The sequence below is a fragment of the Cobetia marina genome (assembly GCF_001720485.1).
Classification (GTDB): domain Bacteria; phylum Pseudomonadota; class Gammaproteobacteria; order Pseudomonadales; family Halomonadaceae; genus Cobetia; species Cobetia marina.
Map to the genome: position 1 here is coordinate 1,414,816 of NZ_CP017114.1, position 22,297 is coordinate 1,437,112.

A 22,297-nucleotide genomic window follows, 5' to 3' on the forward strand; every position below is an offset into this window, starting at 1 on the left:
CGACAGGAGGACGGATCACTGATCCAGACCGTTTTCCTTGCGCTCGTCTTCGCATTCCGGGCTGCCCATCTCATAGTCACGGCATAGCTGGGGGCGGCGATCATAGATGGTGCACATCAGCGTCTCGCGATCGACGGCGGCACACCAGCCATCATCGAGGCGGCGCATGACTTCGCCCCCCCACTCATCCTCGTCGATCAGATAGTCCGGCACGCCGGTATCGGTGAGCAGGATGACCTCAAGCCTGCAGCAGCAGGCCTGGCAGTTGCTGCAGGTGATCTCGGGATTCACAGGTGTCGTATCGCCGGTAGCGAACGGCGATACGTCGGTAATCGGAATATTCATCGGGTCAGGGTCAGCCACAGTGAGTCAGGTGCCATCATCGGCACGCTTCAGCCGGCAGTGAAACATACTCACGCACGGATTACTTGTAGACCTTGTCGATCCCTTCCCAGTAGCCCTCGGGGTCCCGGTCATCGGTCATGTAATAGAGCTGGTAGCGACGATTGAGGCGTGCACCACCATCACGGGTCAGCGGTGCCCAGGCAAAGCCGGTACTGCCCTTGCTGGAGGTGGTGAAGAAGGCGTCCAGCGGAATGCTGACGTAGAGCCCCTTGTCGAAGCTGCCCTCGCCATAGTCATCGCCGGCATCGGTCATGGTCGCCCAGGCCCCGACGCTGACCCCGTTGGAGAAGCGGCGGGACAGATCCAGCGTCGCGCCGATATCGCCGGCCAGATAGCGCCCCACCGAGCCCTTGACCAGCACATCGTGCCAGCCGGACTGCCAGTAGGCGGTGGCATGGCCGGTGGTGACGGAATAGTCGCGCAGGCCGAACTGCTGATCGAATTCCCGCTGGCGGACGCGGTTGATATCCAGCCCCAGTGCCAGCGAGCTGTTCATCGGGCGATAGAGCACCTCGGCACCGACACCGGCATACATCATCTCGAGAATGCCGCCGTAGGCCTGGGCATACCAGTCACGCCCGAACTGATGAGTGCGGGTGTACTGCAGATTGGTGATGCCCAGATCGGTCTCCTTGACGTAATCCCCGACGTAGGTGCGCACGCGTGGCAGGTCGGAGTCGGCGATGTACTCGTAGTTCTCGTAGTTGTCGGCCAGCTGATAGGTGGCCACGCCGGAGAACCAGCCATTGCGATCGGTGCGCCACAGGGCATCCAGCTGCAGGTTGAGCTGGTAGAGATAGCCGTCCGGTCCGCCGAAGTTCTGTTTCAGGTTGGGCGAGAATCCCCAGTTGAAACCGGCGGGTTCCCTGTCCAGCAGCGTGGCGGCCTCCGCGCTGGCGTCGTCGTCAGGCGCGGGAGAGGCGGCGCGAGCGGTGATGGAATGCTCGTACTCGGCACCGAAACGTCTGTCGTTGGCGGCCGCGACGAAGGCCTCTCGCGGATGCTCATCCTCGCGCAGCGCCAGGCCGTTGCTGCTCAGGCGGTAGCGGAAGTGGGTGATCTCGGCGGGCAGGCGGTTGTGCAGTACGCGATTGGCGCGGCCTTCGGCCTGCAGGTCCTTGCGAAAGCGCGTGGCCTCCGCCTCGATGACCAAGGTCTCGCCCTCTACCCGCAGGCGGGAGACTTCAAGCCCCGTCTGGGCACGCAGCGTCGCGGCCAGTGCCTGCCAGTCGACGTCCTCCAGCCGTATCGGCGCTGGCGGGCTTGCGGCGGGCTCGCCCGTGGTGGCACTCGGGGAGGTCGGCAGCGTCAGCAGGCGGCCTTGAGGTGCAGCCTCGCCGCCGTCCAGCGAGGGCGTTGAGGCCGGCGTGGCACCGGCGGGACGTGGAGGGCGATCCGACGGGACTGTCTCGCTGTCCCCACGATTGACGGCATCCAGCGAGCGCACCCGGAAGGCTTCCGGGGTCTGGTCATGGCGGTAGCGCGAATGGTGACTGGGGGCGACATCTTCCGGGGTGCCGTCATCCTTGGCCTGAGCCAGCCCCGCCAGATTGGTGGACAGCGACAGGCCCAGCATGGCGGTGTTGCCGCGCTCCCAGCCGCCATGCAGCGACAGGTTGTCATTGACCTTGAACGTCGCGCCCAGATTGAACGGTGAATCCTGGTCTATCTCCACCGTCAGGGGCTCGTCGGAGTAGTCGTTGCCCTCGTATTCCAGCATCAGGGTCAGCGGGTCCCAGGGCGTCTGATATTCGATGCCACCGAAGACGGCCGGGCTGCCACTGAACATGCTGCCCAGCTGGAAGTCGCCCCCGTTGTCGCTGGTGGTATCGCTGCGCGTCTCGAGGCTGCTTCTCACCAGCGCCAGAGGGTTGCTGAAGTCGCCCCGCGTGCCCAGATAGCCCCAGCCGAGCCCCAGACTGACATCAAGATCACCGTAGCGCTTGCTGGCCACCAGATATTCAGAGCTGAACAGCCCCGTACCACCGAGATCTCGCAGGCCCACCGCGAGTGCCGGGCGATAACGGTCCTCTTCCCAGAGCCGGAACTTGGTGTCGAAGGATTTATCCAGGTAGTCGCGGTCCGGGGCGGCCTCACCGTAGCTGACCGTTTCCACCGAGACATAGCGAAAGCCCAGCTCCATCCACTCGAAGGGGGCGGCGTTGACGCTGAAGCGCTTGTAGGGCTGGGTACGGCTGTAGGTGAAGCTCAGCTCGCCCTGTGGGGCGAAGCGTGCCGTGGGAGTCTGCATCAGCCCCACGCCGCCGAAATCACTCTGGGATTCCCCAGTGGCGGCGTGGGCGATCTGGGCGCCGAGCAGGCCTCCTGCCATGCCGAGCGCCAGCCAGCCGGTGCGTGCCGGAGCAGGGCGCTGCTCGTCTCGGGGGCGCGTGGAGGGATGGGCTGGGCGAAAAGGACTCGACATGGGCGTCTCGCATGCTCCCGCGCGACAGGCGCGTGAGCGTGAATGAGGGTATGGAGGATAGAAACATCGAGGCGATGCCGGCAGTGCCGGGAACGACCGCTAGCGGGCTGGCGCTTGCGGGTCAGTGCCTGACGTCCCGGGGGCTGTCGGCTCGTCGTCCGCTGACGGCAGCGAGGCGGCGTCCAGCTGCCAGCTGTGACAGTTCTCACCGGGCAGGCGGCTGGCCAGCCATTGCGGCAGCGCCTCGTTGACCCATTGCTGCGCGGTATCGATACCGGGGGTATGGATCACCAGACTGGCTCCCGGCGCGACCGGCAGGTCGGCTGCGCCACGCGTGAGGCGATTCCAGCTGGCGATGGGCCGCGTGAGCACCTGCCCCTGGGGGGTGACGAGGCTGGCTCGTGCCGCCTGGCCCAGCGAGTCGGCGGCGCGGCGCTCATCGATCAAGGCGTCCAGTGTCAGGCCGGGGCTCCACTGGCGCTGGTGCACGCCACTGGCGTCCAGAATCACCACGTCGCGGGGGGCCTGACAGGCGCCGATCACCATGCCGGGGGCGATGCGTATCGCCCCCGGGCCATCGCGCATGTCAGTGAGCGGATTCAGCTGGCCGGGCAGGCGTGCCAGCACGCTGCGTGGCTCACCCTGTTGACGGCCCTGATCGAGATAGCGCTGCCAGGCGTGCAACCCCTCGACATAGGCGGCCCGAGAGCTGCCCTCAGGTGCTCCCACCGCGTAGCGAGCCGCGATCAGTTCAATCTCGGCGCTCAGGCGGTTGGCGGTCGCGGCCATCTGCCGGCGAATCAGCGGCGTGCTGACGAAGCTGTAGCGCCAGTCCAGCGCCATGCGGGTCTGATGGGAGGACCATTGCTGTTCCAGTACCTGACTGGCCAGTGGCGTGCTGGCGGCGCTGAAGGGCAGCGGCGTCTCGTTCGCCCGGGCGAGGGTCGGGGTCAGCAGGGCGGCCAGGCACACTCCCGTGGGCAGTGCGCGGGCGAGGGCGCGCAGCGGTCCCTCGACGCGGGCCGAATCGTGTACGGGGCGAGCAGAATCAGGTCGTGAAAAGCGCATTACCATGCCTTGGCGATCTCCCAGCCGAAGCGTGGCCCGTCCGGCCAGGCCGTCATGTCGGCGGCCCACACCCGAGTGGCATCGCGCCATATCTCGTTGGTGGTGGTGTGGCCATCGTCCCATGCCAGGGTCTCGGTGCAGTGTTGCAGCGACAGCTCGGCCAGTGGCAGCGCGTGTGGCGCGGCGGCCTCACAGCGCAGATGTGCATCGGCTTCATGCACCTGCATCACCGGCACGTCATCTTGATGCTGACTGCCGGAGGAAGCGGCATCTGCCCGCTCCAGCCGGCGAGGATAGGGGCTCAGGGCGCTGACACTGACGCGATAGCGGCTGTCGTCAGCCATCAGCCAGGCCGGACGCGCCAAGGCGCGCCCGGTAGTGCTTTGCTCATGCCTGTCCGCGATGTCTCGCGTGAAGCCGGATGTCGCGGACAGTACGCCGTCGCGCAGTTCGATGATGCCGCGGTCCTGGCTCTCGAAACGCGCGATGCGTCCCTCATCCTCGAGCGTGGCCAACACGACCAGTGCCGTGTTGTTGCCATGCAGGAACTTGAGGGAGGCGTAGGGCAGTTCACTGGCGCGCGCCGCCTCGAAGTCATCCTTGCCGAAGGCATCGCCCACCGAACTGGCCACTATCTGGGCACAGCCGCTCACTGACACGGCACAGGCAGTGATGCCCAGCAGCGTCAGCGAGCGCCGGATGCCTGGAAGGTGCCTGGCTGGCGATTGGCGATGATTCGCGCCTGAACGACGCGATGCGGAGCGCGACGTCATCAACGTGTCCCGGTAGAGCCGGTAGTACCTGTCGTGCCGGTGGTACCGGTGGTGCCGGTCGTCCCGCCACCGACGGTGCCCGTGGCCGCGCCGGCCGCGATGCTGCCGCCGTTGGTGCTCGGGGTCACGCTGCCGGACGCGCTCTGGCTGGCCGTGCCGCTGCCAGCGGCGCTGCCGGTGGGAACGCTACCGGTCGTGCCAGTGGTACCGGTGGTGCCAGTCGTGCCGGTGGTGCCAGTCGTGCCGGTAGTACCAGTAGTTCCGGTGGTACCGGTCGTCCCCGTCGCAGCCTGCCCAGCGGCAGGTGCCTCCTCTTCCGCCATGGCGTTGCCTGCCAATAGCAGGGCACCGGACAGGCCGAGAATGGCGCCGATATGTGACTTGCGCATATGAAGTCTCCTTGATGAGCATTGCCGGTCATCTGCCAGTCAGGGCGCTGCGATGACTGGGCTCGGTGATGGGTGGCCAAGGCCAGCGTCGTGCATGCCGGATGCCGTGCTGTCTCTGACCATCGGCAACACTGCTGCTGAGAGTTGCGTCGTGGTGTGCGTGAGCAAGCTCACGCCTGTTCCATGATGTGCAGGGCGCCGTCCCTGATACCGTCCGTAGCATCTTCCCTGGCGCAGCCTCGTCCTGAGGTGTTCCTGCCATGGCCGCATTCCCTGGCCACCGTATTGCTCGCTTTCGAGGTGATGACATCGCCGTCGTCATGAGAAATGTGCATGCACATTTCAGACGGACGCCTCTCTCTATCCCCCCGTGAAAGCGAGGCCCATGTTAACCAGAAAATGTCGGCTGTCTAGCGAGAGAGGTCGCGTCGATGTGGCGTTGATGGAAAGCGAAATATTTATGTAAAAAAGAGTAATCGTGGTGTGGATAAAAGCAGACATGCCTGTCGATCTTTCAGACACCGCGGGCGCTGGACTTGATCCGCATGGCTGCTGAAATTCTTGTGAAGGATGTGTCGATTTGCAGACGAACCCAGCGTTTCACTGTCTGTAATCGGCTACGTCGCCATGTGGCGGTTAGCGACACACGTCGTGCTGATGATGATACAAAGCAATGTTTTTATTGGATTTTTGTAACAGCGCTCGATTGGCGAGCGGCGTGGATCAGGTAAAATGCGCAACAGATGGAGTCTGGTCACTCCATTCTTGATGCCCATGAAGACGACGCAGCGGACAGTGCGATAAACGTTGCCATCACGTTGTAGAGCCTGTGCCGTCAGGTGGGTGTGGTGGGCACTGTCGATGGCGTGAATGTGTGCCTGTAAAAGGTATCATCGATGTGCAGCAGAGACGTGATTTTATGAGGAAGACTTCGTGTAAATCGAAGGATCCTCAATCACATTCATCGTCTTCATGGGCCAGCATTCGCGTGATTGCCCAAGGGAGTGTTCGCGCCATTGCCAGACAGGCGCAAGCCGTCATGCAAGGGGCGGGACGCCAGCAGACGCAAGTACTCAAGCAAACCAAGACATGACACCAGCACGAGGGATCACCCTCGGCCCGAGGTCACCGTCGTTGCAACTGTCGTTGCACATGGGGCCATCGCGTTACGCAAGGCGAACCGAAGACGTTATCGAATTGGTCCCGGCGTCAGCGTGCGGCGGGAATGATCGGGGCAGCCTCGCATCAATCGCTGCTCGGGTCTGTCGACTCAACGGACTTCAGATGAAAAATGCACTGATCGCACGACTTCTGGGCGCCAGCTTGAGCCTCGGCGCCCTCACCGGACTGGCGGGCTGCGTCTTCGCGCCCGGTGGCGACATCGACTATGACACCTCGGCCGCGCCGGTGGATGACATCGTCGATGTGGAGCCCATCACCTTCGGCTTGATCAAGGCCCAGGCGCGGGCGGATGCCCAGGCACGCCAGGCGGCTCGGGGTGACGGCACCCAGCGCGAGCTGGAGCAGGCGCTGACCCAGGAGCTCAACAGCAGCACCCGTGCGCAACTGGCGCCGGATTATCAGTACCACGTGGGGCCGGGCGACATTCTCAATATCGTCGTCTATGACCACCCGGAGCTGTCGTTGCCCACGGGCTCCGAGCGCAGCGCCCAGGAAGCCGGCAACGTGGTGCATGCCGACGGCACGCTCTTCTATCCCTACATCGGCCGTGTCCAGGTCAGCGGCAAGACCCTGGACGAGATCCGTCGGGTGCTGGGCGAGCGCCTCCAGCCCTACCTCAACGAGCCGCAGATCGACGTCAAGGTGGCGGCCTTCCGCAGTCAGAAGGTGCGGATCAGCGGTGAGGTGGAGCAGCCTGGCGTGCAGCCCATCAATGATGTGCCGTTGAGTCTGCTCGATGCCATCGCCGCTGCCGGCGGCATGACCGGAGACGCGGACTGGCACAACGTGGTGCTCAAGCGCAATGGCGAGGAGACCGTCATATCCCTCTATGAGCTGCTGGCACAGCGCAATGCGGCGACCGGCGAGGCACGTGATCGGCTGCTCAAGGACGGTGATGTCCTGTATGTGCCGGATGTCGGGACCCGCAAGGTGTTCGTGATGGGTGAGGTCGACAAGTCGGTCAGCCTGCCGCTGGGCAGAAGCCCCATCTCGCTGACCGATGCCATCGCCCAGGCGGGCGGCATCAAGGAAGACTCCGCGGATGCCTCCGGCATCTTCGTGGTACGGCGGGACCGGGAAGACCCCGAGAAGCTGGCCACCGTCTATCAGCTGGATGCTCGCAACACTACGGCCCTGATTCTGGGCGCCGACTTCGCGCTCAAGCCGCAGGATGTCGTCTATGTCACGGCCGCGCCGGTGTCGCGCTGGAACCGCGTGATCAGTCAGTTGCTGCCCACCGTGAGCTCCATCTACTACAGCACCGAAATCCAGGACAACCTCGATACCCTCGGCCAGTAAGGCGAGGGGTCGTCAAGGCGTCCCTGCCCGTCGCGATGCACGGGCAGGACACCAGGAGAGTGACTCAACGATGTCGATTCGCAATGCCCATTCCTCCCGTCAGACGGGGGCCACCGAACCCGCAGCGGTACCGGCGCGCACCAGTCTCGATCTGGGCCGCATGCTGGGTCAGCTGTATGACAGCCGCCTGACGCTGGCGCTGATCACCGGCACCTTCACCGTGCTGGCGGTGCTCTATGCGCTGCTGGCGACGCCGATCTACAAGGCCGATGCGCTGGTGCAGGTCGAGGATGGTGGCAGCAACATGAATCCGCTGCGGGATGTCTCCAGCATGCTGCGGGGGGAGGCGCCGCCGTCGGAATCCGAGATCCAGATCATCACCTCGCGCCTGGTGCTGGGCGAGACCGTCAAGAAGGAGCAGCTGGATCTGGTGGTCAAGCCTTACCAGTACCCGGTGATCGGGACCTTCCTGCGCAGCCACGAGGTGGAGCGCCCGAGCTGGCTGTCCGGTTCCAGCATGGTGTGGGCCGGCGAGTCACTGGAAGTGGCCAGCCTGGCCGTGCCCAAGGCCTGGGACAACGTCCCGCTGACGCTGGTGACGCTCGGCTCGGGTGAGCAGGGCCGCTATGAACTGCGCTACGACGGCAAGGTGCTCGGCACAGGCTCGGTGGGCAAGCGTGAGCGTTTCGAGGGGCCGCTGGGCGAGGTGAGTCTCGAGGTGACCTCGCTCACCGCGGGCGAGGGGGCCGAGTTCACCCTGATGCACCAGTCCACTCTGGAAGCCACCAATGCGCTGCGCGCGCGCTTCGCGGTGGCCGAGATGGGCAAGGAGACCGGCGTGCTGGGGCTGGCACTGGTGGGGGAAGACCCGCTGCGCACCCAGCAGGTGCTTGAACGCATCACCGAGACCTATCAGCAGCAGAACATCGACCGTCAATCGGCGGAAGCGGAGAAGTCGCTCGAATTCCTCAAGGAACAGGTGCCGACCGTCCGCAAGAAGCTGACCGAGGCCGAAGAGCGTCTCAATGCCTATCGCGGCAAGAGCGACAGCGTGAATCTGGATCTCGAGACCAAGTCGGTGCTCGAGCAGCTGGTGAACATCGACAACCAGCTCAACCAGACCCAGCTCGAGGAAGCGGAGCTCTCCGGCAAGTTCAACCCGAGTCACCCAAGCTACGTGGCACTGCGCAAGAAGCGCGCGGATCTTGAGCGCACGCGCAGTGAGCTCGAGAAGCAGGTGGGGGATCTTCCGGACACCCAGCAGGAGATCCTGCGTCTGGAGCGTGAAGTCGAGGTCAATCAGCAGATCTACGTGCAGCTGCTCAACAAGACCCAGGAAATGAACATCGCCCAGGCCAGCACCATCGGCAACATCCGCATCCTGGATGAGGCCGTGGCGCAGCCGCACCCGGTCAGCCCGCGCAAGGCGATGATCGTGGTGATCGCGACCCTGCTGGGCGCCATGTTGGGTGTGGTCTTCGTGCTGCTGCGCTCGCTGCTGCATCGTGGCATCGAGACACCGTCGGAGCTTTCCGATCTCGGCCTCAACGTGCATGCGACCCTGCCGCTCTCCGAGGAGCAGGCGCGCCTCAATCGTCGCCTGGCGCGAGGCATCAAGCGCTTCTCCTCCTTCAAGCTCGGCAAGGGCGCCACGGCGGCGGCCGGCAATGCCGCGCCTGGCCTGCTGGCGGTGCGCAATCCGGCGGACCTCTCCATCGAGGGTCTGCGGGGTCTGCGTACCAGCCTGCACTTCGCGATGATGGAAGCGCCCGACAACCGCCTGATGATCTGCGGCCCCAGCCCGGGCATCGGCAAGAGCTTCGTGTCCGCCAACCTGGCCGCCGTCTGTGCCCAGGCAGGCAACCGCGTGCTGGTGATCGATGCCGACATGCGCCGTGGTCACGTGCATCAGAGCATGGCGGGCCAACAGGTGGGCGCCGTGGCACCGGGGCTGAGCGACTACCTGCTCGGCAAGGTGGAGCGCAGCGCCATCATCCGCAGCATCGCCGACGAGAGCCTGGCGGTGGTCGGCGAAGACGGTGAGACACCGGACACCCTCTGCTACGTGGCTCGCGGCACCTCACCGAGCAATCCCTCCGAGTTGCTGCTGCAGGCGCGCTTCTCCGAGCTGCTCGAGTGGGCCAGCGAGAACTTCGACATGGTCATCGTGGATACGCCGCCGATCCTGGCGGTCACCGATGCAGCCATCGTCGGCAAGCTGTGCGGCGTCAGCGTGATGGTGACGCGCTTCATGCACAACTCGCCCAAGGAAATCGAAGCGGCATTGGAGCGCTTCGCTTCCAGTGGCGTGAGCGTGGATGGCGCCATCCTCAACGCCGTCGAGCGCAAGGCGACCACGGCCTACAGCTACGGCTACAGCTATCACGACTACCAGTATCAGGGCGGCGCAAATACGTGAGTGCTGACTTGCCATCCACGGCGACGCCCCTATGTCTGATGACAGCTCGTCAACAGACACCCAGGCGGAAGACGACGTATCGCAAGACCCGGTGTCACTCGACACCACGTCACCGACACGGCGCGGCATGCCGGCCCGAAGGGCGCATGCGGCGTGATGAGAAGACAGCACGATTTGCGATAGACCGGTGCAGGCCGCAAGGGCGGCGGGAGACGGCACCGGGTGTGATGAACGGAAACACCACTCGAACGCAAACCAAGGGGGAGACAGGCACATGAACACGACGACAAATCCAGCGACGACCGGACTCGAGGGGCGTCAGCGACATTCGCGCATGTACGAACGTCTGATGTTCAACTCGCTGTGTCAGGCGCTGGTGGGTCTGATTCTGGCGGTGGGTGTCCCGCTGTTGCTGATCAATGGCCTGCGCCCCTGGGTCAGCGAGATGCGCATGCACAGCGTCATCGCGGCCAGCGGTGGCTTCCTGCTCGCGCTGCAGGCGATCCGTCACATGTCGCGCTACCCCGGTGCCAAGGCATTCGCCTACGTGCTGCCGGCCATCACCATCAGCTATCTGCTGGCGATGAGCGTGCTGATCGCGCTGGATCTGCGCTTCAGCCGTATCGTGCTGGGCAGCTCCTGGCTCGCGGCGATGCTGATCTGCTCCATCGGCTTCTGGGCCGAGCAGCGCACCCGCATCCGCAAGCTGGCCGTGGTGCCGTTCGGTGACTATCGCAACCTGTTCACCACTCGTGGGGCGCGCTGGAACCTGATGCGCGCACCGGACCTGGGCCAGGAGCGCTACAACGGCGTGGTCGCGGATCTGGAAGCCGAGATGCCGGCCGAGTGGCAGCGTTTCCTGGCCAACTGCGTGCTCAACCGCATTCCGGTCTACGACGCCAGTGAAGTGCGCGAGTCGCTCACCGGTCGCGTGGAGCTGAACCAGGTGCGCGAGAACAGCTTCGGTCAGCTGGCACCCAACAGTGAATATGAGCTGTTCAAGCGTCTGTTCGACGTGCTGGCCGTGCTGGCGGTGGCCCCGTTCGTGCTGCCGATCTGCCTGGTGACTGCCGTGCTGATCCGTCTGGATTCGCCGGGTGGCGTGTTCTTCGTGCAGGAGCGTGTCGGTCAGGGCGGACGTCCGTATCGCATGTTCAAGTTCCGCAGCATGTGCCATGACAGCGAGAAGTCCGGTGCCCAGTTCGCCCAGGCCAACGACATGCGCGTGACCCGTATCGGCCGCGTGATCCGCAAGACCCGCATCGATGAGCTGCCGCAGTTCATCAACGTGCTCAAGGGCGAGATGAGCCTCATCGGTCCGCGTCCGGAGCAGGTCAAGTTCGTGAATGAATTCGCCGAACAGATTCCGTTCTACAACTACCGTCACGTGGTTCGTCCGGGCATCACCGGCTGGGCGCAGGTGACCCAGGGGTACGCCTCCGACGCTGACGAGACGCGCGAGAAGCTCGAACACGACTTCTACTACATCAAGCGCTTCTCCGTGTGGCTGGATCTGTTGATCGTCGGTCGTACCATCAAGACCATGCTGACCGGTTTCGGGGCACGCTGAGCATGCTGACCGTCAGTGGCTATTACGTCGGCTTCATGGCCCTGCTGGTGGCAGTTCTGCCACTGGCGGCCAGCGAGCGCACCCGCATGGTGGGTGCCTGGCTGGGTGGCGGGCTGTGTCTGGCGTTCATGGCATTGCGTTACGACGCAGGATACGACTACTTCTCGTATCGCCAGATGGCCACCTGGCAGGTCGACCTGAGCTTCCTCGAACCCGCGCCGGCGGCACTGGCGCGCATGGCTCGGGCCTGGGGGGAACCGCAGCTGTTCTTCTTCATCACTGCCTTCCTCTATGTATCTTGCTTCGTCACCGCACTGGTGATGAGCCGCCGCAACCTGGCCTGGTGCCTGCTGTTCTTCGTCTGCCTGCCGCTGATCTATCTCTCGGCCTTCGGCTTCGTCAAGCAGCACGTGGCGATCGCCCTGTTCATGGTGGCGATGGCCTGTCTGGAGCGTGGCATGCGGCTGCCGGCGCTGGTGCTGATGCTCGTCGGCACCAGCTTCCACTACACCCTGGCGCTGTATCTGCCGTTGCTGGTGCTCTACCCGCTGCTGCGACGTGCCTATCCCTTCTGGGTCTATCTGGGGCTGCTGCCGCTGTGTTTCGTGGCAGGACCGCTGGCCAAGAGCGCACTCAGCGCGCTGGGGCTCTATGCCCACTACTTCGAGGATTTTTCCGGGGGCGGGCAGAAGCTCTATGTCATCTATCTGCTGATCTGCCTGGGGACGCTGGGACTCTGGAAGCATTTCCGCCTGTCACTGGACCCCTGGGCCTTCAATCTGATGTTCATCGGCGTGGCGCTCTACACCCTGTTCATCACCTATGGTGAGCACGTGGCCCGCGCCAGCTACTACTTCCTGCCGTTTGCCATCTTCGTCATCTGTGACGTCATCGAGCACTTCCGCGACAAGCTGCTGCCCAGTCTGATCAGCGGTGCGCTGATGATGGCGTTGTTCTTCATGTCGCTGAAGGTGGCGGCCGGCAATCAGGATCATGATTTCTTGAACAACTACCAATTCTATTTCTTGAGCGATGAAGCACTGGTGGTCGGCAATGGAGGTCAGTCATGAGCGAAGCGCTGATCTTCTCGCTGTTCAACCTGATGGCGCGTGGCCTGTCGTCCGCGGCGGGCCTGCTGCTGGCGCGAGCCGTGGCGCCCGAGGCCTTCGGGGAATATGCCCTGGCTCTCAACTATGCGGTGTTGCTGGGCGTGCTGGCGCGCATGGGCGGCAACGAGGTGCTGCTGGTCACCGAAGATGGTGCCAGTGGCGCGGCGCTGCGCCGCTGGATGGGCGTCGGCATCGGCCTCTACGCCTTGCTGTCCATCGCCTTCGCCGTGGGCATCGCGCCGCTGCTGGGGCTGTCTGCCTTCATTTTCGCCTTCTGTGCCCTGCGCGCCGGGGCGGAGCAGGTCGGCCTGCAGATGGTCAATTCGCGCCTGCAGCGTCAGGAGCGCCTGGGGCGCGTCAATCTGATGACGGTGCTGATCTCGCTGGCGGTGGCGATCGCGGTCGCCTGCGCGGCAGGTCCGGCGCTCTATCATCAGGGCGTCGCGCTGCTGACCGGCGCCGAATTCAGCGCCGAGCTGACCACGCCGTCCGGCATGTTCGGCCTGGCACCGGTGGCCACCTTCGTGATGGTCGGTGCCCTCGCGCTGGTCATCGTGATGCTGCTGGGCATGTGGCTGTCACATGACGCGGCGGCGGATGCCCGGGCGGCGGCTGCCAGCCGCGATGGCGCAAGCTCAAGTCGCCTGCCGAGCAAGGCGGACTTCGCGCGTGGACGCGGCTTTCTCTACAACAACCTGATGTCATTCGCCTACCTGCAGGCCTGGGTGATCCTGGCCGGGCTCGCCTTCGCGCCCGCCCAGGTGGCCAGTGTCTCGGTGGTGACTTCCATCGTGTTCGCGCTCTATGTCTTCCCCACCAGCCTGTATCGCTACTACCTGCCCAAGCTGACCCAGGGTGATGGCCGCCTCAAGGAATACCTGATCATCGCCAGCGGCTTCGCGCTGCCGGTGGCGGGCGGTCTGGCACTGGTGGCGCCGTGGCTGGCCGAGCACTTCCTGAGCGGCGCCTACCCGCGCCTGACCATGACACTGCGCGCCTTCGCGCTGGTCTACCTGGTGCACGCCTTCGTCACCTGCGCCTTCACGCGTCTGGCGGCACTGCGCCTGAATGGCAAGCGCCTGCTGTGCCAGAGCACCGGGGCCATTCTGGTGGTCGGTGGGGGCCTTTCGATCGCGGCGCTCAATCACTCGCTCGGCAACGCGTCCGGCGAGAGCGGCAGCCTTCTGGGCATCGACCTCTACCACCTCTTCCTGTGCGTGCCGGTCACCGCGGAGCTGGTGATGCTGGCGATGGCGATCCTCTTCCAGCCGGCTCGCCAGCAAGAGGCGGCCGCGACGGCCAGCCCTTGACGTTCGGCCTTGGGGCCGACGAGTACACGACATTTCACGTGGCGATGCCCGGGCATCGTGCACACCGAACAGCGACATTACGGACAGAAGGACGAACAGCATGGCCAAGATATGCATGACGCACGGATGGCATGACGACAACAAGGGCGACTCCGCCATCCTGATGGGCACCATCGACTTCCTCGACCAGCTGATCGATGCCGAACACGGCCGCAGCGATGTCTCCGGTGAAGGCGTGGCGAAGGCCGAAGGCCATCGCATCGATATCCTGCCCATCGATGATCAGGTGTTCGCCACCGAGCGCGGACCCTTCCGCCACATTCGTCGCCGCTACCGCGAGCGCGTCACCGTCGGTCAGCCCTTGATGCCGCCGATGCGTGACAAGCTGCGCTTCGTCACCTCGCTGCTGGGGCTGGGGGCCAAGATGGCGTTCGGCAAGCAGGGCAAGAGCGGCAACGATGTCATCGATGGTGCCGACCTGGTGGTGGTGAAGGGCGGTCATATCTTCCACAACGGCAGCTTCAAGAAGACCCTGTCTTCCTGGCTGGCGCTGATCGGCTATCTGGCGCCGGTGATGCTGGCGCGCAAGGCCGGCAAGCGCGTGCTGTTGCTGGGCCACTCCTTCGGCCCGTTCAAGACCCCGGCCCAGGAGCGCTTCTTCCTGCGCACCCTGAGCGACTGCCTGGTGGTCTCGCGTGAGGAGATCACCCACGCCATGACCCAGAAGGCCGACCCGAAGCTGCCGCATGCGCTGCTGGGCACCGACATGGCCTTCGCCATGGCCCCGCGGGCGAGCGATGAACATGCCGAGGTCAAGGCACCGGGCGGCGTGGCCTCACCCTATGCCGTGATCACCCTGCGTGACTGGTGGGGGCTGGATCAGCAGGCCTTCGCCGAGCGTGTCGAGGTGCTGTCGCGTTCACTGCTGGAATCCCGGGAGCGTCTGGGCATCGAGCGCCTGATGATCGTGCCGCACGTGCTGGGCCCGACCGATATCGAGAATGACCAGCGCATCTCCCAGCTGGTGTTCGATCACCTGCAGAAGGCACTGGCCGCCGCTGACGGGGGCCAGGAGCTCGCCACGCGCATCGAGCTGGTGCAGGGCGACCCGAGCCCGGATGCGCTGGTGGATCTCTACCGCGACGCTGAATTCCTGGTGGGCACGCGTTTCCACTCGGTCATCTTCGCGCTGATGTCCGGCACGCCGGTCTACGCGCTGTCCTACTGTGGCCCCAAGGCGCCGGGCATCATGCGTGACTTCGGGCTCGGCGACAGCGTTCAGGACATCGAGAACTTCGACCCGGCACGCATCGTGGCCGACATCGAGGCGCTGGTCGCCGACAAGGCCTTCCCGGCGCTTGCCGAGCGCGTCATCGCCGACAAGCTGGCGATCACCGCCGACATCACGCGGGACTTCCTGCGCCGCGCACCGGGACGCGCCGGTGTCTGGGGCCAGCGTGAGCTCAAGCTCAATGATGACGCCTATCCGGCGCCGACGGCTGCCAAGGCACCTGACGCGACGGACCCCGTGGCCACGGATGCTCCGGCCGCTGAGCACGCCACCCACGACAGCGAGCCTGTCGTGCGAGGAGTCTGACATGGCCCATGTCGCTCTGTTGATCCAGGACATCAGCGCCTGCGGTGGCGTCGAGAAGGTGATGCACGGCCTGGCGCGTGATCTGCGCGACAGCCATCAGGTCACGCTGGTGTCGGTGCGTGAAGGCGAGCCCTACTGGGGCCGTCTCGAGGGTGTCGAATACCGCACTCTGGGACTGCCCGCCACCGGTACGCGCAAGAACTTCCGCCACTGGGTGACGCATCTGCGTCGTCTGATGCTGGAGGCGCGCATCGAGGTGATGGTCAGCGGCTACTTCGCCTTCCATCTGGCCGCCCAGCTGGCGGCGCGTGGCACCGGAGGCCGTGACGAGGCGGGCAATTCGCGCCCGCTGACCCGCGTCATCGCCCAGGAGCACAGCGCCTATCATCACGATCGTCGCGCCAAGCGCGTCATCAAGCACCTGCTCTATCGTCATCTCGATGTCCTGCAGGTGCTCAACGAGGTGGATGCGGAATGCTGGCGGCGGCGTGGTCTGCAACCGACGGTGATCCCCAACTATCTGGATGATCTCGCGGAGCGCGAGACGCGCGCCGAGTGCGAGCGTCAGGCCGACGTGGTGATGGTGGGGCGTCTGGCGCCGATCAAGCGTGTCGATCTGGCGATCCGTGCCTTTGCCCATTCGGGTTACCGCCGCGGGCGTCTGGTGCTGGTCGGGGATGGTCCGGAACGTGAGTCCTTGCTGGCGCTGTGCCACGAGCTGGGGCTGAAGGTCTTCCAGGGCGCCAACGACGACAGCGTGCCGGATGATACCCGGGTGCTGTTCACCGGCGCGCTGCAGGACGTCTCGCGTGAGTTGCGCCGAGCCCGTCTGCTGTTGCTGACGTCCGAGCGTGAATGCCTGCCGATGAACGTGCTGGAAGCCAAGCGTGAGGGCCTGCCGTGCCTGTCACGCCCGGTGCGCTCAGGCCCGCTGGCATTGATTCGCCACGATGTCGATGGCGTGCTGAGTGCCGAAGCGGACAGTGCCGGTGAGGTGGAGATCGTGCAGGAGCTGGCGCACGAGCTGGCGCGTCTCGAATTTGACGACCATCGCCTGCTACATCTCTCGAAGGCCGCACGCGAGAGCTTTGCCCACTACAGCCGTGATGCGGTGCTGCCGGACTATCAACGCCTGATCACGCGCCTGGTGCCGGCCGATTCGCGCCAGCGCGCATTCGTGAACGGCGTCAGCGTCAGTGGATCCCACTCGCCTCATTCCAAGGAGAAGGCCCATGGCTGATGTGTCCGTCATCATGCCCAACTACGGCTATGACCGCCGCCTGCATGCCGCCGTCGATTCCGTGCTGGCCCAGAGCGAGCCGGTGCGCGAGATCCTGATCAGCGACGATGCCTCACCCGATGGTGCCGCCGCGCGACTGCGCGAGGATTTCGCGGCACTGGAGACCGGCGACGTCGAGATCCGCATCCTCGAGACCGACACCAACGGCGGGCCGGGGCGTGCCCGCAACCGTGCCATCGCCGAGGCCCAGGGCCGCTACATCGCCTTCCTGGACGCCGATGATGCCTGGCTGCCGGAGAAGATCGAACGCCAGATCGCCTTCATGCAGGAGACCGGCGCCGGACTGTCCTACACCGGCTACGAGATGGTGGATGAGCAGGGCAACCATGTCTCCCACTTCGCACCGCCGGCGCGTCTGACGCGTGACGACATGCTGCGCTCCAACTCCATCGGCTGCCTGACCGCCATCTATGACGCGGGGCGCTTCGGGCGTTTCTACATGCCGACCATCCGCAAGCGTCAGGACCTGGCGCTGTGGCTGATCATCATCGGTCAGCTGGGCCCGGCGCAGGGCATGCCCGAGCCGCTGGCGCGTTACACGCGTCGCGAGAGCAGCGTGTCCTCCAACAAGTTCAAGGCCGCCGCCTACCAGTGGCGTCTGTATCGTGAGGTGCTGGGGATGGATGTGATCAGCGCCAGTCGCAACTTTGTCCATTACGCGGTGAACGGTTATGCAAAACATCGTTAATGAAACTATCTCCGTCGATCCCGCTCGTCATGCAGGCCGCCCCATGCAGGAATCCCGTGCTCGTGTGCTGAAGCATCAGCGTCAGGTGGAAGACAGCGCCCGTCGTCAGGTGCCGGAACTGACCTTCCTGATCTCGACCCTGGATGCCGGGATCTACAGCGTGCCGCGTTATGACGAGCTGCCCGGTGCCCGCTTCCTGATCGTGCATCAGCTGTCGGAAGCCCATCAGGACGAGGCGCAGCGCGATATCTTCCGCGAGTACGTGCTGGCCCATTTCGACAGCCGTTTCGAGTATCTGGCGGTCGCGGGGCGTGGTCTCTCCAAGAGCCGCAACATCGCGCTGGCGGCCTGCCCGACACGCTACGCCTACATCCTGGACGACGATGTCCAGCTGCATCCCCAGGCCGTGTCGCTGGTGATGGAAGCCTTCACCTGTACCGAGGCGGCGGCGATCAGCTTCCCGCACGTCAAGGCCTTCCCCTTGCACGAACGGGACCCGGATCGTCCGGCACCGCCGGTCGCCTTCAAGGCCCACACCCTGATGTCACTGGCTCGCGTGCGCTCGGTGGACATGGCGCTGGATCTCTGTCAGTTCCATGCCCGCTTCGATGAGCAGTTCGGGCTGGGCACCGACCAACCCTCCGGCGAGGAATTCATCGTGATGAGCGATGCCCGCCGTCAGGGCGCGCGCCTGATGCGCGCCAATCTGGGCATCGTCGCCCATGCGGGGGTCACCTCCGGCAGCGACTTCTACAGCTCGCCCGCCAAGGCGCGCACCAAGGGGCGGATGTTCGCTCGGGTCACTGGCAGTCGCTTCTCGCCGCTGGCACTGGCCTTCCTGGTTCGCAAGGCCCCGATCGCTTTCAAGCGCGGCTATCTGGCGACCTTCGTCGGCAATTTCTTCCGCTAGTCGCCCGCGCGACACACACGTACGCCCGAATCGGCATGGGCAGACGCCGATGGATGGCAGTCTCTGCGCTTTTCTCTCTCCCCACTGACGTTGCCCGTCAGTGGGTTGGGTAACGTCACGCCGGATTCGGGCCGAGGGGCGATCTGTCAGTGGTTCACGGTCTCCCTGCAGTGGGAGATCCGCCCCGACCGGTATCGCTCATGCATCGCTTTGGCGCATTGCGTTCACACTCGAGATGGCCGTCAGGCCAACAAGGATGACATTCAATGAAGATCACGATTTTCGGAAGCGGTTATGTAGGCCTGGTCACCGGTACCTGCCTGGCCGATGTGGGACATGATGTGGTGTGCATGGACGTGGACGCCGCCAAGATCGAGCGCCTCAAGCAGGGCGAGATTCCCATCTACGAGCCGGGACTCGAGAGCATGCTGCTGCGCAACGTGGAAGCCGGCCGTCTGAGCTTCACCACCGACCCCCGCGAGGCCGTCGCGCACGGCGTGCTGCAGTTCATCGCCGTGGGCACGCCGCCGGATGAAGATGGCAGTGCTGACCTCAAGTACGTGCTGGCGGTGGCCGAGAGCATCGGTGAGTACATGGATGACTACAAGGTCATCATCGACAAGTCCACCGTGCCGGTGGGCACGGCAGACCGCGTGCACGCCCGCGTGGCTGAGGTGCTCAAGCACCGCGGCGTGAGCGTGGATTTCGATGTCTGCTCCAACCCGGAATTCCTCAAGGAGGGCGCGGCGCTGGAGGACTTCACGCGTGGTGCCCGCATCGTGGTCGGCACCGATTCCGAGAAGGTGCGCGAGCGCATGCGCGAATGCTACGCCCCCTACAATCGCAATCATGAAAAGCTGATGTTCATGGATGTGCGTGCCGCCGAGCTGACCAAGTACGCCGCCAACGCGATGCTGGCCACCAAGATCAGCTTCATGAACGAGATCTCCAACCTGGCCGAGCGTCTCGGGGCGGATATCGAGGAAGTGCGCCGCGGGATCGGCAGTGACCCGCGCATCGGCTACCACTTCATCTACCCGGGCTGTGGCTACGGTGGCTCCTGCTTCCCGAAGGATGTCCAGGCGCTGGCGCGTACCGCCAGCCAGATCGGCTATGAGGCCGAGCTGCTCACCGCGGTGGAATCCGTCAACAAGCGTCAGAAGGTCACGCTGTTCGAGAAGCTGTCACGCGCCTTCGATGGCGATCTCGCCGGCAAGACCATCGCCGTCTGGGGGCTGGCCTTCAAGCCGAACACCGATGACATGCGCGATGCGCCGAGCCGCACGCTGATGGAAGCGCTGTGGGCGGCGGGCGCCAAGGTGCAGGCCTATGACCCGGAATCCATGCGTGAGACACGCCGCATCTACGGCGAGCGCGATGATCTGGTGCTGGTGGCGGATCGCATCCAGGCGGTCAAGGGCGCGGATGCGCTGGTGATCTGCACCGAGTGGAAGGAATTCCGCACGCTGGATGCCGGCTGGCTCAAGACCCAGCTGGCCTTCCCGGTGGTGGTGGATGGCCGCAACCTCTTCGAGCCGTCCGCCATGAAGTCTGCCGGCCTGATGTATTACGCGGTCGGCCGTGGCGACACCCTGGCGCTGACGCGCGACTGACCCAGGCGGCGGCCTGCGACACGTGCGGTTGCAAGCCGTCGTCGCGGCATCCCGACTCAGTCTTTGACTCAGTTCTGTGGCTCAGTTCTCTGACTCAGCCTCTCGGCAAGGCGGTCGCGTCCGTGACCTCTGCAAGGGCACCGCCTTGCCCCCCATTCGTTCGAACCGCTCCGTGCCTGGCACGGGGCGGCAGCAGACAAGGAGCTTTCCATGTGTGGCATCGTTGCCGGCCTGGCTCAGCGTGACATCAGCAAGATTCTCATCGAGGGGCTGCATCGCCTCGAATACCGGGGTTACGACTCCGCTGGCGTGGCCGTGATCGACCCCGCCGGTGAACTGCGCCGTGCGCGTGCCGTCGGCAAGGTCCGCGCGCTGGAGGACGAGCTGCGTGAAGCGCCGCTGTCCGGTGCCATCGGCGTCGCCCATACCCGCTGGGCCACCCACGGGCGTCCGGCCCAGCACAACGCGCACCCGCACCTCTCGAGCGAGCGCGTGGCCGTGGTGCACAATGGCATCATCGAGAACCACGAGGCGCTGCGCCGTGAGCTGGAGCAGGAGGGCTATGACTTCACTTCCGAGACGGACACCGAGGTGGTCGCGCATCTGGTCGACCGCGAACTGCGCGCTGGCCGTGCGCTGCCGGAGGCGGTCAATGTGGTCACCGCGCGTCTGGATGGCGCTTTCGCGCTGGCGGTGATGGAACAGCAGAATCCCGAGCTGCTGGTCGGCGCCCGTCAGGGCAGCCCGCTGGTCGTGGGTGTGGGAATCGAGGAGCACTTCATCGCTTCTGACCCGCTGGCACTGCTGCCGGTCACCGACCGCTTCATCTATCTGGATGAGGGCGACATGGTGGCCATCAGCCCGAGTGGCATCCAGGTGCTGGAACGCGGCGCCGAGCAGGATGAGCTCACGCCGGTGACCCGCGAAGTGGTGCGCTATGAGCACAGCGTCGAAGCGGCGGGCAAGGGTGAGTATCGCCACTTCATGATGAAGGAGATCATGGAGCAGCCCACCGTGCTGTCGCGTACCCTGGCCGAGCGTCTCGACCCGCAGGGCGTGCGCCTGGAGGCCTTCGAGGTCTCGCGCCATTCCTTCCTGGCCGCGGATGATGGCGCCGAGAAGGGCAGGGAAGTCGTCGATGTCGAGCGACTGACGCAGCTGCTGGCCGATGTGCGTCAGGTGCAGATCATCGCCTGCGGGACCAGCTATCACGCCGGCATGGTGGCGCGTTACTGGCTCGAAGAGGTCGCCGGCATTCCGGCGCAGGTCGAGGTGGCCTCGGAGTTTCGTTACCGCGAGCGTGTCGCGGCCCCGGGCACGCTGTTCATCACCCTGTCGCAGTCCGGCGAGACCGCCGACACGCTGGCGGCCCTGCGGGATATCCAGAAGCTCAACCGCGAGGGGCCGCAGGCAGGGCATTACCTGGCGAGTCTGGCCATCTGCAACGTGGCGGGAAGCTCGCTGGTTCGTGAGTCGGATCTGTCACTGCTGACCCATGCCGGGCCGGAGATCGGGGTGGCTTCCACCAAGGCCTTCACCACCCAGCTGGTGGCGCTGATGCTGACCACGCTGGCCCTGCGCCAGAGCCGTCGACAGCCGCAGGACGAGGAAGATGACCTGCTCACGCGTCAGCTGCTGATGCGTCTCAAGGACCTGCCGCATGTCATCGAGCAATCGCTGGGGCTGAACGGGGAAATCGCCCAGTTGGCCGAGAAGTTCATGCATCGCCATCACACCCTGTTCCTCGGGCGCGGCAGCCAGTACCCGATCGCGATGGAGGGTGCGCTCAAGCTCAAGGAAATCTCCTATATCCACGCCGAAGCCTATGCGGCGGGTGAGCTCAAGCACGGCCCGCTGGCCTTGATCGATGAGGACATGCCGGTGGTGGCGGTCGCGCCGATGGATGACCTGATGGAGAAGCTGAAGTCCAACCTTCAGGAAGTCCGCGCGCGTGGCGGCCAGCTGTTCGTGTTCGCCGACCCGGAAGTCAGCCTCAAGGCCGGTGAGGGCGTGCACGTCGTCACCGTGCCGGGGGTGTGTCGCTTCCTCGCGCCGATCGTCTATGCGGTCCCGCTGCAGCTGCTGTCCTATCACGTCGCCGTGCTCAAGGGTACCGATGTCGATCAGCCGCGCAATCTCGCCAAGAGTGTCACGGTAGAGTGATCCCGCGCGGGCACTGAATCGTGTCTCGCATGAAGACGAAAGGGACTGCCCATGGGCAGTCCCTTTTTTCGTGCGCG

The 22,297-nt window shown here is 64.8% G+C and carries 16 protein-coding genes; 11 read left to right on the forward strand and 5 right to left on the reverse strand.

Features of this window, described 5'->3' with window-relative positions:
* Nucleotides 1–15: 15 nt before the first annotated feature.
* From BFX80_RS06100 to BFX80_RS06120, 5 genes are all read right to left on the reverse strand, one after another.
* Nucleotides 16–345, reverse strand: a complete 330-nt coding sequence (locus tag BFX80_RS06100) for a YkgJ family cysteine cluster protein (RefSeq protein WP_077374131.1) — start codon at nucleotides 343–345, stop codon at nucleotides 16–18.
* Nucleotides 346–424: 79 nt separating this feature from the next.
* A complete protein-coding gene (locus BFX80_RS06105; protein WP_084208228.1) occupies nucleotides 425–2,830 on the reverse strand; it encodes a YjbH domain-containing protein in 2,406 nt (801 codons plus the stop codon).
* 99 nt (nucleotides 2,831–2,929) lie between these two features.
* On the reverse strand, nucleotides 2,930–3,898 hold the full coding sequence (locus tag BFX80_RS06110) for a hypothetical protein (protein ID WP_084208229.1): 969 nt from the start codon (nucleotides 3,896–3,898) through the stop codon (nucleotides 2,930–2,932).
* A complete protein-coding gene (locus BFX80_RS06115) occupies nucleotides 3,898–4,671 on the reverse strand; it encodes a YjbF family lipoprotein (protein WP_077374126.1) in 774 nt (257 codons plus the stop codon). The genes BFX80_RS06110 and BFX80_RS06115 overlap by 1 nt, the downstream gene beginning before the upstream one ends.
* On the reverse strand, nucleotides 4,671–5,060 hold the full coding sequence (locus tag BFX80_RS06120) for a hypothetical protein (protein ID WP_084208230.1): 390 nt from the start codon (nucleotides 5,058–5,060) through the stop codon (nucleotides 4,671–4,673). The genes BFX80_RS06115 and BFX80_RS06120 overlap by 1 nt, the downstream gene beginning before the upstream one ends.
* A gap of 1,284 nt (nucleotides 5,061–6,344) precedes the next feature.
* On the opposite strand from BFX80_RS06120, the gene BFX80_RS06125 reads away from it, so the two are divergent.
* The 11 genes from BFX80_RS06125 (at nucleotide 6,345) to glmS (ending at nucleotide 22,220) form a co-directional block, all read left to right on the forward strand.
* Nucleotides 6,345–7,541 carry a polysaccharide export protein gene (locus BFX80_RS06125; RefSeq protein WP_084208231.1) on the forward strand — a complete coding sequence of 399 codons (1,197 nt, stop codon included), beginning with the start codon at nucleotides 6,345–6,347 and terminating at the stop codon, nucleotides 7,539–7,541.
* A gap of 70 nt (nucleotides 7,542–7,611) precedes the next feature.
* Nucleotides 7,612–9,960 carry a polysaccharide biosynthesis tyrosine autokinase gene (locus BFX80_RS06130; RefSeq protein WP_084208232.1) on the forward strand — a complete coding sequence of 783 codons (2,349 nt, stop codon included), beginning with the start codon at nucleotides 7,612–7,614 and terminating at the stop codon, nucleotides 9,958–9,960.
* 274 nt (nucleotides 9,961–10,234) lie between these two features.
* On the forward strand, nucleotides 10,235–11,530 hold the full coding sequence (locus BFX80_RS18100) for a sugar transferase (RefSeq protein WP_240499683.1): 1,296 nt from the start codon (nucleotides 10,235–10,237) through the stop codon (nucleotides 11,528–11,530).
* 2 nt (nucleotides 11,531–11,532) lie between these two features.
* A complete protein-coding gene (locus tag BFX80_RS06140) occupies nucleotides 11,533–12,600 on the forward strand; it encodes an EpsG family protein (RefSeq protein WP_077374117.1) in 1,068 nt (355 codons plus the stop codon).
* Nucleotides 12,597–13,949 carry a polysaccharide biosynthesis protein gene (locus tag BFX80_RS06145; protein WP_084208233.1) on the forward strand — a complete coding sequence of 451 codons (1,353 nt, stop codon included), beginning with the start codon at nucleotides 12,597–12,599 and terminating at the stop codon, nucleotides 13,947–13,949. The genes BFX80_RS06140 and BFX80_RS06145 overlap by 4 nt, the downstream gene beginning before the upstream one ends.
* A 100-nt stretch (nucleotides 13,950–14,049) precedes the next feature.
* Nucleotides 14,050–15,546, forward strand: a complete 1,497-nt coding sequence (locus BFX80_RS06150; protein WP_084208234.1) for a polysaccharide pyruvyl transferase family protein — start codon at nucleotides 14,050–14,052, stop codon at nucleotides 15,544–15,546.
* A gap of 1 nt (nucleotide 15,547) precedes the next feature.
* Nucleotides 15,548–16,786, forward strand: a complete 1,239-nt coding sequence (locus BFX80_RS06155; protein ID WP_167592981.1) for a glycosyltransferase — start codon at nucleotides 15,548–15,550, stop codon at nucleotides 16,784–16,786.
* Entirely contained in the window at nucleotides 16,779–17,534 is a 756-nt protein-coding gene (locus BFX80_RS06160) for a glycosyltransferase family 2 protein (protein WP_077374105.1), read from the forward strand. Before BFX80_RS06155 ends, BFX80_RS06160 begins: the two co-directional genes overlap by 8 nt.
* A gap of 43 nt (nucleotides 17,535–17,577) precedes the next feature.
* On the forward strand, nucleotides 17,578–18,444 hold the full coding sequence (locus BFX80_RS06165; RefSeq protein ID WP_167592982.1) for a glycosyltransferase family A protein: 867 nt from the start codon (nucleotides 17,578–17,580) through the stop codon (nucleotides 18,442–18,444).
* A gap of 266 nt (nucleotides 18,445–18,710) precedes the next feature.
* Complete coding sequence (locus BFX80_RS06170; RefSeq protein WP_084208237.1) at nucleotides 18,711–20,057, forward strand: UDP-glucose dehydrogenase family protein; 1,347 nt, start codon at nucleotides 18,711–18,713, stop codon at nucleotides 20,055–20,057.
* 210 nt (nucleotides 20,058–20,267) lie between these two features.
* Nucleotides 20,268–22,220: a glutamine--fructose-6-phosphate transaminase (isomerizing) gene (gene glmS / locus BFX80_RS06175; RefSeq protein WP_084208238.1), complete on the forward strand. Its 1,953-nt coding sequence runs from the start codon at nucleotides 20,268–20,270 to the stop codon at nucleotides 22,218–22,220.
* The last annotated feature ends 77 nt before the right edge of the window (nucleotides 22,221–22,297 follow it).

Bases quoted from the DNA above. Each gene is read 5' to 3' on its own strand.
- BFX80_RS06100 (WP_077374131.1), bottom strand. From the start codon at position 345: ATGAATATTCCGATTACCGACGTATCGCCGTTCGCTACCGGCGATACG.
- BFX80_RS06105 (WP_084208228.1), bottom strand. From the start codon at position 2,830: ATGTCGAGTCCTTTTCGCCCAGCCCATCCCTCCACGCGCCCCCGAGAC.
- BFX80_RS06110 (WP_084208229.1), bottom strand. From the start codon at position 3,898: ATGCGCTTTTCACGACCTGATTCTGCTCGCCCCGTACACGATTCGGCC.
- BFX80_RS06115 (WP_077374126.1), bottom strand. From the start codon at position 4,671: ATGACGTCGCGCTCCGCATCGCGTCGTTCAGGCGCGAATCATCGCCAA.
- BFX80_RS06120 (WP_084208230.1), bottom strand. From the start codon at position 5,060: ATGCGCAAGTCACATATCGGCGCCATTCTCGGCCTGTCCGGTGCCCTG.
- BFX80_RS06125 (WP_084208231.1), top strand. From the start codon at position 6,345: ATGAAAAATGCACTGATCGCACGACTTCTGGGCGCCAGCTTGAGCCTC.
- BFX80_RS06130 (WP_084208232.1), top strand. From the start codon at position 7,612: ATGTCGATTCGCAATGCCCATTCCTCCCGTCAGACGGGGGCCACCGAA.
- BFX80_RS18100 (WP_240499683.1), top strand. From the start codon at position 10,235: ATGAACACGACGACAAATCCAGCGACGACCGGACTCGAGGGGCGTCAG.
- BFX80_RS06140 (WP_077374117.1), top strand. From the start codon at position 11,533: ATGCTGACCGTCAGTGGCTATTACGTCGGCTTCATGGCCCTGCTGGTG.
- BFX80_RS06145 (WP_084208233.1), top strand. From the start codon at position 12,597: ATGAGCGAAGCGCTGATCTTCTCGCTGTTCAACCTGATGGCGCGTGGC.
- BFX80_RS06150 (WP_084208234.1), top strand. From the start codon at position 14,050: ATGGCCAAGATATGCATGACGCACGGATGGCATGACGACAACAAGGGC.
- BFX80_RS06155 (WP_167592981.1), top strand. From the start codon at position 15,548: ATGGCCCATGTCGCTCTGTTGATCCAGGACATCAGCGCCTGCGGTGGC.
- BFX80_RS06160 (WP_077374105.1), top strand. From the start codon at position 16,779: ATGGCTGATGTGTCCGTCATCATGCCCAACTACGGCTATGACCGCCGC.
- BFX80_RS06165 (WP_167592982.1), top strand. From the start codon at position 17,578: ATGCAGGAATCCCGTGCTCGTGTGCTGAAGCATCAGCGTCAGGTGGAA.
- BFX80_RS06170 (WP_084208237.1), top strand. From the start codon at position 18,711: ATGAAGATCACGATTTTCGGAAGCGGTTATGTAGGCCTGGTCACCGGT.
- glmS (WP_084208238.1), top strand. From the start codon at position 20,268: ATGTGTGGCATCGTTGCCGGCCTGGCTCAGCGTGACATCAGCAAGATT.